The organism is Fulvivirga sediminis (assembly GCF_016757215.1).
Classification (GTDB): domain Bacteria; phylum Bacteroidota; class Bacteroidia; order Cytophagales; family Cyclobacteriaceae; genus Fulvivirga; species Fulvivirga sediminis.
The window spans coordinates 38994-51309 of the sequence record NZ_JAESIY010000006.1 but is presented as its reverse complement, the minus strand read 5'-3'; the positions used below and the strand labels follow the sequence as shown (position 1 = coordinate 51309).

Here is a 12316-nt window from a genome sequence, read left to right as displayed (position 1 = left end):
TAAAATGGCAAAGGTTAAAATATCTCAGGTAAAAAGTGCTATAGGCAGACCTGAAAGACAAAAAAGAACGATACTGGCTCTTGGTTTAGGTAAAATCAGCAAATCCGTAGAAGTGGAGTTAACACCTCAGATTCAAGGAATGATCAACAAGGTGAGCCATTTAGTATCTGTAAGTGAACTATAACCGATTGAACAGATGAAATTAAATACATTAACACCTGCAAAAGGTTCAGTAAAAAGTAAGAAGAGAATTGGTCGTGGTCAAGGTTCTGGAAAAGGTGGTACTTCTACAAGAGGTCACAAAGGAGCTAAGTCACGTTCAGGATATTCTAAAAAGATAGGTTTTGAAGGTGGGCAAATGCCTTTACAAAGACGAGTACCTAAGTTTGGATTCACTAATCCTAACAAGGTAGAGTTTAAAGCCATCAATTTAGATGCTATCCAAGCTCTTGTAGACAGTGCTAGTGTAGATACTATCAATTTAAGTGATTTGATCTCACATGGTCTTGCTGGTAAAAATGATAAAGTAAAAATATTAGGTAGAGGTGAATTGAAATCTAAGGTTGATGTTGAAGCGCATGCGTTCTCTTCCTCTGCTGCCAAAGCGATAGAAGCTGCTGGTGGTAAAGTTACTCAACTATAATTATGAAAAAGTTTTTCACTACTATACAGAATATATTCGCAATAGAAGATTTGAGAGTTCGAATTCTAAATACTATCGGTTTTCTGATAGTATTTAGACTCGGATCTTATATTGTATTACCTGGAGTTGATACAGATGCTTTAGGAGCGGGACCTCAAGGAGGAATATTCGATTTATTGAATACTTTCTTAGGTGGATCGTTTAAAAGATCATCGATATTTGCTTTAGGTATCATGCCTTATATCTCCGCATCAATTGTTATACAATTGTTAACGGTAGCTGTTCCTTATTTCCAAAAATTGCAGAAAGAAGGAGAGTCTGGTCGTAAGAGATTAACTCAAATAACTAGGGTACTTACTATTTTAATTACACTTGCTCAATCAGCGGGTTATTTGGCCACTACTATTCCAGGAGAGGCTATTATGTATTCTCCTTCATTTTTCCAAGTTACTTCGATGATCATTTTGGTAGCAGGAACGATGTTCTGTATGTGGTTGGGTGAAAAAATTACAGACAAAGGAATAGGTAACGGTATATCTATGCTGATTATGATCGGTATTATATCAAGGTTACCAGGATCTTTGTTAAATGAAATGTTGGATAGAGGCATGAGTGGAGCACTTATGTTTGTATTGGAAATTGTAGCATTGTTCTTTATCGTAGTAGGGGTGGTAGCATTAACTCAAGCTACTAGAAGAATTCCTATTCAATATGCGAAGCAGGTTATTGGTAATAAGCTGTATGGAGGTAAGAGGGATTATATTCCTTTGAAAATAAATGCTTCTGGTGTAATGCCTATAATCTTTGCTCAAGCTCTGATGTTTATACCTCCTTTGATTGCTGGAATATGGAAGGAAAGCGAAGTAGGATCTTATATTGGATCAACTTTTTCAAATCCGTATTCATGGCAGTATAATTTGCTATTTGGTATTTTAATTCTATTATTCACTTTCTTCTATACTGCAATTACTGTTAATCCGAATGATATTGCGGATAATTTGAAAAGAAATGGTGGTTTTATTCCAGGTGTAAAGCCCGGGAAACAAACATCAGATTTTATAGATGAAGTATTAACCCGAATTACTCTGCCAGGTTCAATCTTTCTAGCCATAGTGGCAATACTCCCTGCATTCGCTGTGCAAGCTGGTGTAAGTGCTAACTTTTCACAGTTTTATGGAGGAACGTCTCTTTTAATTATGGTAGGTGTTATCTTGGATACCCTGCAGCAAATTGAAAGCTATTTGCTAATGAGACATTACGAAGGAATGATGAAGTCTGGTAAGGTGAAAGGTAGATCTCAAACAGTAGCAGCATAGCACTAGATGGTATATTATAAGAGTCGGGAAGAGGTTGAGTTAATCAAGGAAAGTGCACTTATACTAGGTAAAGCGCACGGTGAAGTGGCGAAGGCCATTAAGCCGGGTGTAAAAACCATTGAGCTGGATAGAATAGCGGAGGAGTATATAAGGGATAATGGAGGTGTTCCTTCATTTAAGAATTATAATGGTTTTCCTTCGTCTTTATGTATATCTGTTAATGAAGATGTGGTGCATGGCTTTCCAAGTGACTATGAGTTAAAAGACGGCGATATTATATCTGTTGATGGTGGGGTTTTTTACAAGGGATTTCATAGTGACTCTGCTTATACTTATCCTATAGGAGAGGTGGATGATGAGATTATTAACTTGTTAAAGCGAACCAAGGATTCTTTGTATAAAGGTATTGAAAAGGCCATCTTCGGAAATAGAATAGGTGATATAGCTTATGCTATACAAGAGTACGTTGAGGGTTTTGGATATGGAGTGGTAAGAGAATTGGTTGGACATGGTGTAGGTAAAGACCTACACGAATCACCTGAAGTGCCGAACTATGGCAAGAGGGGGCGTGGACCTAAGTTGAAAGACGGATTGGTTATAGCGATTGAGCCAATGGTAAATTTAGGAACGCGCAATGTAGTGCAAGAGTCTGATGGTTGGACAATAAGAACCGCAGATAGAAAGCCATCAGCTCACTATGAGCACACGGTGGCAGTATTTAAAGAAGGAACAGAGGTCTTAACGACCCATAAGTTTATAGAAGAGAACTTTAATTTTTAATATATGGCAAAGCAGAAATCTATAGAGCAAGATGGCACGATTACCGAAGCGTTGTCCAATGCTATGTTCAGAGTAGAATTGGAAAATGCTCATGAGGTGATAGCTCATATCTCTGGAAAAATGCGGATGAACTATATTAAGATTTTACCAGGTGACAGAGTTAAATTAGAAATGTCACCGTATGATTTAACAAAAGGACGAATTGTTTATCGATATAAATAAGAGACATGAAAGTTAAAGCGTCAGTAAAGAAGCGTAGCGCTGATTGTAAGATAATCAGAAGAAAAGGAAAGGTCTACGTGATCAACAAAAAAAATCCTAGGTTTAAACAAAGACAAGGCTAAGCTATGGCAAGAATTGCAGGAGTAGACATCCCAGATAACAAAAGAGGTGTAATCGCCCTTACCTATATATTTGGTATAGGTAAAAGTAGTGCTCAGAATATATTGACTGAGGCTGGAATTGATTGGGACAAAAAGGCACAAGATTGGACAGACGACGAGTCAACAGCCATCCGAAACATTATAAGTGAAAACTTTAAAGTAGAGGGTGTATTGAAATCAGAGGTTCAAATGAGCATTAAGCGATTAATGGACATTGGATGTTATCGAGGATTGAGACATAGAAAGAGTCTACCTGTAAGAGGGCAAAGGACTAAGAACAATTCCAGAACCAGGAAAGGAAAGAGAAAGACTGTAGCCAATAAGAAGAAGGCGACTAAATAATAAATAAAGTTATAAGGTAACGACCGAATAACCAAAAGAATACAATGGCACAAAAAAGAAAAGATAAAGCAAAAAAGCGTGTAGTTGCTGTGGAGGCGATTGGCCAAGCACACATTAAGGCTTCTTTCAATAACATAATTATCTCTTTGACTAATACAACAGGTCAGGTAATTTCATGGGCTTCAGCTGGAAAAATGGGATTTAAAGGTTCTAAGAAAAATACTCCTTATGCAGCTCAGATGGCAGCTCAGGATTGTGCACAGAAGGCATATGATCTTGGGTTGAGAAAAGTGGAAGTTTTTGTTAAAGGACCTGGTGCGGGTAGAGAATCAGCTATCAGGACTATCCAAAATTCTGGTATCGAAATCACCACTATCAAAGATGTGACTCCATTACCTCATAATGGATGTAGACCACCTAAAAGAAGAAGAGTATAACATTTCTAAAGAATAGTATAAAATGGCAAGATATAGAGGTCCAAAGACAAAAATAGCCAGACGCTTTAATGAGCCAATTTTTGGCCCAAGCAAGGCATTGCAAAAGAAAAGTTATCCTCCAGGTCAGCATGGACGTGGAAGAAGACGTAAGCAATCTGAATATGCTGTCCAATTGATGGAAAAGCAGAAGGCCAAATATACCTATGGTGTGTTGGAGAAGCAATTTGCTAATCTTTTTGATAAAGCTTCAAGAAAGTCTGGTATTACAGGTGAAGTATTACTTCAGTTGTTAGAGACTAGACTTGATAACACTGTATTCCGTTTAGGAATAGCTCCTACAAGAAGAGCTGCCAGGCAACTTGTGCTGCATAAGCATATCGTTGTAAATGGCGAGGTTGTAAATATACCATCTGTGGCTATTAAGCCTGGAGATACTGTAGGTGTTCGTGAGAGATCTAAGTCTTTAGAGGCAATCACTGACAGTTTAGCTACAAATGGAGTAAAGAGATTCCCTTGGTTAGAATGGGACGGTAGCGAAATGGTAGGTAAATTAGTAACTTTACCTCAAAGGGATGAAATACCGGAGAATATCAACGAACAGTTAATCGTTGAACTTTACTCTAAGTAATTTATAACTTAATAATAATATTAGCCTTACTACATGGTAGTAAGGCTATAACTATAAAAGCAAAAACCTATGTCAATTTTAGCATTTCAAATGCCTGACAAAGTCGTAATGGAAAAAGCAGATGATTTCCACGGCTTATTTACTTTTAAACCATTAGAAAAAGGGTATGGGGTTACCATAGGTAACGCTTTGAGAAGAATATTACTTTCTTCATTAGAAGGTCATGCAATTACAGGAATTAAAATACCTGGTGTATTACATGAATTTTCTACTATTGAGGGCGTTGTTGAGGATGTTTCAGAGATAATCTTAAATCTTAAGATGGTTAGATTTAAGAAAATAGGTGAGTCTTTTGATAACAAGATAACAGTAGCCATAAAAGGACAAAAAGAATTTACGGCTGGAGATATTGCCAAAAGTACATCTGCTTTTGAAGTGTTAAATCCTGATTTGGTAATTTGTAATCTTGACGAATCAGTGGATATAGAGGTAGAACTGAATGTGGAGAAAGGTAGAGGATACTTACCTGCTGAAGAAAATAAACCATCTGAACAAGTATTTGGATACATTCCAATAGATGCCATTTTTACACCTATTAAAAATGTAAAATATAGCATCGAAAATACAAGGGTAGAACAAAAGACCGACTACGAGCAGCTTGTGCTTGATATTGAAACTGACGGTTCCATTCATCCTGAAAAAGCTTTGGAAGGAGCAGCCCACATACTTATTCAGCATTTTATGCTGTTCTCAGACAAGTCAATTGAGCTTGAGACAGATAAAGGAGGCGAAATCGAGCAAGTGGATGAGGAGATGCTTCACATGAGAAAGCTCCTTAAAACACCTTTAAATGATTTAGATCTGTCTGTTAGAGCTTATAACTGTTTAAAAGCAGCAGATGTAAAAACATTAGGTGATTTAGTGAAGCTTGAAATTTCTGACATGATGAAATTCAGAAATTTTGGTAAAAAATCATTAGCTGAATTAGAACAGTTGGTTCAGGATAAGAACCTTACTTTTGGAATGGATCTATCCAAGTATAAACTTGAAGAAGAATAATTAAAATGAGACACGGGAAAAAATTTAATCACTTAGGAAGAACAGCTCCTCACAGAAAGGCAATGCTTTCTAACATGGCTGCTTCGTTGATTATAAACAAGAGGATCACTACTACAGTAGCAAAGGCTAAAGCGTTAAGAAAATACGTGGAGCCTTTAATTACGAGAGCTAAAGCAGATACTACTCACTCAAGAAGGATGGTCTTCTCTTATCTAAACGATAAGCACTCTGTAAAGATGCTTTTTGATGAGGTTGCTGAGAAAATAGCTGATAGACCAGGAGGATACACCAGAATTCTTAAAACTGGAAATAGACTTGGTGATAATGCGGATATGTGCATTATAGAATTAGTAGATTATAACGAATTGTTATTACAAGGTGATAAGCCTGCTAAATCGAAAACCAGAAGAAGTAGAAGAGGTGGTAAGAGCCAAACTGCTGAAGCTTCAGGAGCTGATGCTACTACAGAAACAAAAGCTGAAGAGCCAAAGGCGAAAGGTGATGCGTCTGACGAAACCGCAGATGAAAAGAAAGATTGATCAGATATCATCATTGAAAAAAGTTTATAAAAAAGAAGGGATTAGATTTTTATCTAATCCCTTTTTTTATTTTTGTAACTAGAAAATCTAGAGAGTAATGAAACTACAAAAACGAGAAAAAGCCTATTTACTATTAGCCGATGGAGTAATATTTGAAGGAACTGCCATAGGCAAAAAAGGCACTCGCGGAGGAGAAATCTGTTTTAATACAGGTATGACAGGGTATCAAGAAATATATAGTGACCCTTCATACTATGGGCAAATCATTGTCAATACTAACAGCCATATCGGAAACTACGGTACCATTGAAACTGAACAGGAGTCTGATGGCGCAAAAATTAGTGGAATAGTCGTTAATGACTATTCATATTTATTCAGTAGGAAGACAGCAGAGGGAAGTTTACAGGAGTATTTGGAGAAGAATGGTGTAGTTGGTATCGCAGATATAGATACTCGTATGCTGGTTAGGCATATTAGAAATAAGGGTGCTATGAATGCTATTATTTCATCGGAGTTGTCAGGTCAGGAGTTAGAAAATGAACTTGAGAAGGTGCCTTCTATGGACGGGTTGGAACTTTCTTCGTTGGTAAGCACTAAGGAGCCCTATTATGAGGGAGAAGAAAGTAGTCAAATTAGGGCTGCAGTGCTTGATCTTGGTATCAAAAAGAATATATTAAGGAGCTTAAGCAGCAGAGGTGTATACTGCAAAGTGTTCCCGGCTAAGACTTCCTTTGAGGAGATGCAGAAATGGGGGGCTGATGGTTATTTCATTTCAAATGGTCCCGGAGATCCTGCTGCAATGCCATATGCTGTAGAAACAGTAACCAAAATATTGGAGCAGAATATTCCTCTTTTTGGAATATGTCTTGGTCACCAAATTATGGCTATTGCTTGTGGTATATCTACCTATAAGATGCACCATGGGCATAGAGGATTAAATCATCCTATTAAAAATGTTGAAAGCGGTTTAAGCGAAATAACTTCTCAAAATCATGGTTTTGCTATTAATGAGAAGGATGTTGAAAATTCGGAATTGGTAGAGGCAACACATATACATCTTAACGACAAAACCATTGCGGGAATTAAAGTGAAGGGGAAAAAGGCTTTTTGCGTTCAATATCATCCAGAATCCTCACCTGGACCACATGACTCAAGGTACCTATTTGATCAGTTTATAGATTTGATCAAAGAAAGTAAAAAATAAATATATATTTTAATTGAAAATTAATATACAATGAGTGTAATTGAAAGTATTCACGCAAGACAAATACTCGACTCTAGAGGTAACCCTACCGTTGAGGTGGATGTAATAACAGAAAATGGTGTGCTAGGACGAGCTGCCGTTCCTTCAGGAGCATCAACAGGAAAACATGAAGCCGTTGAATTAAGAGACGGAAACAAGAAAGTTTTCATGGGAAAAGGTGTTTTGAAAGCTGTTGATAATGTAAACACTATCTTGGCGGAAGAGCTTGTAGGTTTTTCTGTATACGATCAGAATTTATTAGATAAAATCATGATTGAGGCTGATGGTACTGAGAATAAAGCTAAGCTTGGTGCTAATGCTATTTTAGGGGCGTCACTAGCTATAGCTAAAGCTGCTGCTAAAGAGTCAGGTCAATCTTTATATAGATATATTGGCGGTGTTAACGCTAACACTCTTCCTGTTCCTATGATGAACATTTTGAATGGTGGAAGCCATGCTGATAATGCTATAGATTTTCAAGAATTTATGGTTATGCCAGTGAAAGCAGATACGTTCTCTGATGCTTTAAGAATGGGTACAGAAGTATTTCATCACTTGAAGAAGGTACTTTCTGATAAGGGCCTTTCCACAAACGTGGGTGACGAAGGTGGATTTGCACCTAACATTGGTTCAAACGAGGAAGCTATTGAAGTGGTACTTCAGGCTATCGAGAAAGCGGGCTTTAAGCCTGGAGAGGACATCTATATTGCTATGGATGCTGCTTCTTCTGAGTTTTATGATAGTAAAAAGAAGGTTTATGACTTTGCATCTACAGGAAAGCAATTAACTTCTGATGAAATGGTTGATTATTGGGCTAATTGGGTAAATAAGTACCCTATTATTTCTTTGGAAGATGCCATGGAAGAAGATGATTGGGACGGATGGAAAAAGCTTACTGAGAAAACAGGTGATAAAGTACAGTTGGTAGGTGATGATTTATATGTAACTAATGTAAAAAGGTTGCAAGATGGTATTAATCAAGGTGTTGCTAACTCTATTCTTATTAAAGTTAACCAAATTGGATCTTTAACAGAAACAATCAATACTGTTAATCTAGCTACAAGGAACTCATACACTAGTGTGATGTCTCACAGATCAGGTGAAACTGAAGATAGTACAATTGCTGATTTAGCAGTAGCTCTTAATACTGGTCAAATTAAGACAGGTTCTGCTTCAAGGTCAGACAGAATGGCTAAGTATAATCAATTACTAAGAATCGAAGAGGAGTTAGGAGAAACCGCCTACTTCCCAGGTATTAAAGCCTTTAATATCAAATAAACTCAAAAGCCCCATGAGTTGGGGCTTTTTCTTTCTCCTTACTTTTTAATATCTTAATATACTAAAGAGTTTAATTATGAAACTTCCCAAGTTCGCTAAAAGCTTTTATTTCTTATTTACTTTTTTCTTTGTGATCTGGATGTTATTCATTGATGCAAATGATCTTATTACCCAGTTTCAGTTAAAAAGTCAGAAGGATAATTTAGAAGATGAAAAGTCTTATTATCTGGAAAAGATTGAAGAAGTGAAAAAGGATAGACATGAGCTGCTTAGTAATGATGAGTTACTGGAGAAGTTTGCCCGTGAAAAGTATTTTATGAAAAAGGAATCTGAAGATTTGTTTGTAATAGTAGAAGAAGAAAAATGAAAAGAATAGTTGTTTTTTTTGTCTTGAGTTTACTCACGGTTGGAGCATTTGCCCAGAAGCAAGTGGATTTTGAGAATGAGCCTTCTTTTTGGGATAGGGTCTATTTTGGAGGAGGTCTGGGGTTTTTCTCAGATAATAATCAAACTAATTTATCTGTGTCACCAGTAGTTGGATACATGATTACAACAAATCTATCTGCAGGGTTAGGACTTACCTATCAATATATAAAGTGGAAAAACCTTGACAAGAATACTAATCTTTACGGAGGTAATACCTTTGTTAGATATAACATTAAACAATTTTTTCTTCAGGGGGAATATAATCTAATTAATTACCCAGTCTATGATTCAGATTTTCAGGACAGAGAAAATATGAGCAGGGTGTTATTAGGAGGAGGAATATCTCAACCAATTGGTGAGAGAGCTGCTATTAACTTCATGGCATTATATGATGTGGCCTATGATGTAAATGGCATATATAGCTCTCCTTGGGAATTCAGAGTATTTGTGTCTTTATAACTGTTGCTAACGCAGACTCTACTTAAGATGATCCTCCTTTATTCTATTAATTACTGCTTCTAAAGTTATTTTAGAGGATTGTATTTTTTCACCTAGTAGTTCCCAGTCTTGGTTGTCTTCCCATATTTCAATTTCTCGTATAGTACTACCGGCAGTAATTTTCAGGTTTAATAAACTTGGTTTTATTTTATGAGCTACTGATTTAACTGTTTTTAAATCTTTGTTTTCATAGGCTGATTCCAGTTTTGCAATTTCAGCAGGAACTGTGTCTACTACGGTTTGTAGCATTTTGGAAATAAAAGCTCTATCACCTTGAGCCATTTCTTCTAATATCGTAATATCATAAGGAGTTTCCTCCTTGTCAATTTTTGTATAGGCATTCACTTTATTCATCTTCTTTGATCTGTTAATTACCTTTAGTATTTTATTAATGAGCTTTTGTTCTTCAAATGGTTTGGAAATATAATCATTCATCCCAGCTTTTAAACATTTTTTATCCTCACCTTTTACGGCATTAGCCGTTTGAGCTATAATTGGGATTTTTTGATTGATGTTTTGTCTAATATAAATTGATGCATCATAGCCATTCATTACTGGCATCTGGATGTCCATTAATATGACATCATAGTAATCATTCTGAGCCTTTTTCGTAGCCTCTAGGCCATGCGAAGCTTCCGTAACACTTGCTCCATGATTAGATAGGATAGTGGTGGCTAAAAGCCTGTTAAATTCATTATCTTCTACTAAAAGTACCTTTAGTCCGGCTAGGGGTTTCTTTGCTTCATTGGTTTGCAGCTCTATAGTTTCGGGAGCCTTCTTAGTTCCAACCCGTAGAGGAATTGTGAATGAGATCGACGTGCCTTCACCTTTTGTGCTTTCGATTTCTAATGAGCCGTTCATTAATTCGGTTAATCTTCTCGAAATAGCTAATCCAAGCCCAGTTCCTCCATATTTGCGGGTTATGCCTGGATCTTCCTGACTGAAATTTTCAAAAAGCCTTTTTTTGTATTCATCATCCATCCCAATCCCAGTGTCAGAAACTTTAAACTTCACATCATATTGATCAGCATTGTTTTTGTAAAAGGTTACAGATACGGTAACTTTTCCTTTGTCAGTAAATTTAATGGCATTCCCCACTAGATTAATTAGAATTTGATTGATCCTGTAAGGATCTCCAATGAGATTTTCAGGCATGTCCAGTGAATAGCAAATATGATAAAGGAGTCCTTTTTCCTGAGCTTTGTACATAAACATCTTTTCAAGTTGCTCCAAAGACTCTCTCAGGTTGAAGTTTACTGCTTCTGTTTTTAGTTTGCCAGATTCGATTTTGGAGAGATCCAAAATGTCATTAATTATGACAAGCAAATTTTCTCCAGAAGTACTAATAGCTTTTAAATAGTTCTTTTGCTCTTGATTAAGGCTTGTCTTTTTTAAGAGATTACTCATCCCAAGAATGGCGTTCATAGGGGTCCTTATCTCATGACTCATATTGGCCAAAAATATTTCTTTAGCTTTTACTGACTCTTCTGCCATTAATTTTGCTTCTCTCAATTCACTTTCCAGTTTTTTCTGGGCGCTGATATCTAAATGAATACCAATAGATCCGGTTTGATGCCCTTCAGGGTTGTAAAGAGGTGCACCGCTAATCAAAAGCCATTTAATTTTTCCTGCCTTGTCTTTTATTTGAATCTCATACATGTTGGAAATACCGTGTTTTCGTGCTTCATTTACTTCACGCATAACATCAATATTTTTTTCTTTTAAGAGATAGCCGGAAGCTACACTTCCCTTTAGCTCATCCAAACTGTAACCGGTAATGTCACAGAAACACTGATTGGCATTTAGAATTCTTTCCTCGTTATCTACCTCAAGTAGACCAAGTTTCATGTTGTCAATAATGCTTCTGTATTTTTCTTCATTGGCACTTAAAATTTTTCGAGATAGTTCGCTGTTGGTAATGTCTCTATAGTTCCATAGATGTCCTATATATTCGTTATCCAATATTACGGGAAGAAAATCTCTTTCCAGGATTCTTCCATCAACCATTTCTAGCACTTCTGCCACTACAGGTTCTTTATTGAATAGTAGTTCTTCAATTCTCTTTGCAAACTGCTCCGGTTGAGTAAAAAGATGTTTTACTTGTTCTGCTGATTGGGAACAGTCACTTCCGGTTAATAATTCTGGCTGTACAGGTATATGAAATATGTCACAAAACTTCTGATTGGTTATGATTATTTTACGGTTTTCATCTTCCAATAGTACGCCATTATTTAACCTCGCAATGGTAGTTTTAAGTCTAAGATTTGATTTGTTAATGTCTAGCTCTGCTTTCTTGATATCTGAAATGTCAGAGAATATACCTGTGATTATTGAGGGTGAATTGGAAGAGTCAACTTCAGAGACTATACCTCTAAGCATTATCCACTTGTAAACATTAGGAGAGGTACTTAGCCTGATGGTTAAGGTTAATTTGTCATTCTTAGTTAGTTTGGGGTCCTTAATCGTATTGAGAAAGTTACTTCTATCAGCTGAGTGAATTGATTCAGACCACTTAAAGAGGTCTTCTAATTGGTCATCTTCATGGAATTGGAATGTAGAATCATGCTTCGAAAGTTGAATGGTGTTATTGGATAAGTTTACTTCCCAAAAATTGTCTTGCAGTTCTCTAATTATCTTTAGCCGACGTAAACTGGCTTCTAACTTCTGTGTATTGTCGTTAGTTACCTCGTTAGCTTTTTCTCGATGCTTCTTTATAGTGAATAACTTTGCTTTCATATATTCAA

At 36.5% G+C, this 12316-nt stretch carries 16 protein-coding genes; 15 read left to right on the top strand and 1 reads right to left on the bottom strand.

The genetic code is table 11. The features are described 5' to 3' along the window. Positions 1-4: 4 nt before the first annotated feature. The 15 genes from rpmD (at position 5) to JL102_RS11660 (ending at position 9533) form a co-directional block, all read left to right on the top strand. The gene (gene rpmD, locus JL102_RS11730; protein ID WP_202244603.1) at positions 5-184 is read left to right on the top strand and encodes a 50S ribosomal protein L30; all 180 of its coding nucleotides are present in this window, start codon (positions 5-7) and stop codon (positions 182-184) included. A gap of 12 nt (positions 185-196) precedes the next feature. Further along, positions 197-643, top strand: a complete 447-nt coding sequence (gene rplO, locus JL102_RS11725; RefSeq protein ID WP_202244602.1) for a 50S ribosomal protein L15 — start codon at positions 197-199, stop codon at positions 641-643. Between the two features lie 2 nt (positions 644-645). Next, the gene (gene secY, locus JL102_RS11720; protein ID WP_202244601.1) at positions 646-1959 is read left to right on the top strand and encodes a preprotein translocase subunit SecY; all 1314 of its coding nucleotides are present in this window, start codon (positions 646-648) and stop codon (positions 1957-1959) included. A gap of 6 nt (positions 1960-1965) precedes the next feature. Next, entirely contained in the window at positions 1966-2739 is a 774-nt protein-coding gene (gene map, locus JL102_RS11715) for a type I methionyl aminopeptidase (protein WP_202244600.1), read from the top strand. A 3-nt stretch (positions 2740-2742) separates the two neighbouring features. Beyond that, on the top strand, positions 2743-2961 hold the full coding sequence (gene infA / locus JL102_RS11710) for a translation initiation factor IF-1 (protein ID WP_202244599.1): 219 nt from the start codon (positions 2743-2745) through the stop codon (positions 2959-2961). 5 nt (positions 2962-2966) lie between these two features. Next, the gene (gene ykgO / locus JL102_RS11705) at positions 2967-3083 is read left to right on the top strand and encodes a type B 50S ribosomal protein L36 (RefSeq protein WP_002695078.1); all 117 of its coding nucleotides are present in this window, start codon (positions 2967-2969) and stop codon (positions 3081-3083) included. Positions 3084-3086: 3 nt separating this feature from the next. Continuing rightward, positions 3087-3464 carry a 30S ribosomal protein S13 gene (gene rpsM / locus JL102_RS11700; RefSeq protein ID WP_202244598.1) on the top strand — a complete coding sequence of 126 codons (378 nt, stop codon included), beginning with the start codon at positions 3087-3089 and terminating at the stop codon, positions 3462-3464. Positions 3465-3508: 44 nt separating this feature from the next. Then, the gene (gene rpsK, locus JL102_RS11695; RefSeq protein ID WP_202244597.1) at positions 3509-3901 is read left to right on the top strand and encodes a 30S ribosomal protein S11; all 393 of its coding nucleotides are present in this window, start codon (positions 3509-3511) and stop codon (positions 3899-3901) included. Between the two features lie 22 nt (positions 3902-3923). Beyond that, complete coding sequence (rpsD, locus tag JL102_RS11690; RefSeq protein WP_202244596.1) at positions 3924-4529, top strand: 30S ribosomal protein S4; 606 nt, start codon at positions 3924-3926, stop codon at positions 4527-4529. Positions 4530-4598: 69 nt separating this feature from the next. Continuing rightward, positions 4599-5588, top strand: coding sequence for a DNA-directed RNA polymerase subunit alpha (locus JL102_RS11685; protein WP_202244595.1), 990 nt, complete (start codon positions 4599-4601; stop codon positions 5586-5588). A 5-nt stretch (positions 5589-5593) separates the two neighbouring features. Beyond that, positions 5594-6127 (top strand): 50S ribosomal protein L17, encoded by a 534-nt coding sequence (gene rplQ, locus JL102_RS11680; RefSeq protein WP_202244594.1) that lies wholly within the window; start codon positions 5594-5596, stop codon positions 6125-6127. A 97-nt stretch (positions 6128-6224) separates the two neighbouring features. Next, positions 6225-7331, top strand: a complete 1107-nt coding sequence (gene carA / locus JL102_RS11675; RefSeq protein WP_202244593.1) for a glutamine-hydrolyzing carbamoyl-phosphate synthase small subunit — start codon at positions 6225-6227, stop codon at positions 7329-7331. Between the two features lie 30 nt (positions 7332-7361). Continuing rightward, positions 7362-8648 (top strand): phosphopyruvate hydratase, encoded by a 1287-nt coding sequence (gene eno, locus JL102_RS11670; RefSeq protein WP_202244592.1) that lies wholly within the window; start codon positions 7362-7364, stop codon positions 8646-8648. Between the two features lie 73 nt (positions 8649-8721). Then, the gene (locus JL102_RS11665; RefSeq protein WP_317191639.1) at positions 8722-9015 is read left to right on the top strand and encodes an FtsB family cell division protein; all 294 of its coding nucleotides are present in this window, start codon (positions 8722-8724) and stop codon (positions 9013-9015) included. Continuing rightward, a complete protein-coding gene (locus tag JL102_RS11660) occupies positions 9012-9533 on the top strand; it encodes a hypothetical protein (protein WP_202244590.1) in 522 nt (173 codons plus the stop codon). Before JL102_RS11665 ends, JL102_RS11660 begins: the two co-directional genes overlap by 4 nt. Positions 9534-9551: 18 nt before the next feature. Here the strand turns inward: JL102_RS11660 and JL102_RS11655 are convergent, their stop codons facing one another. Then, entirely contained in the window at positions 9552-12308 is a 2757-nt protein-coding gene (locus tag JL102_RS11655; RefSeq protein WP_202244589.1) for a hybrid sensor histidine kinase/response regulator, read from the bottom strand. Positions 12309-12316 lie beyond the last annotated feature (8 nt).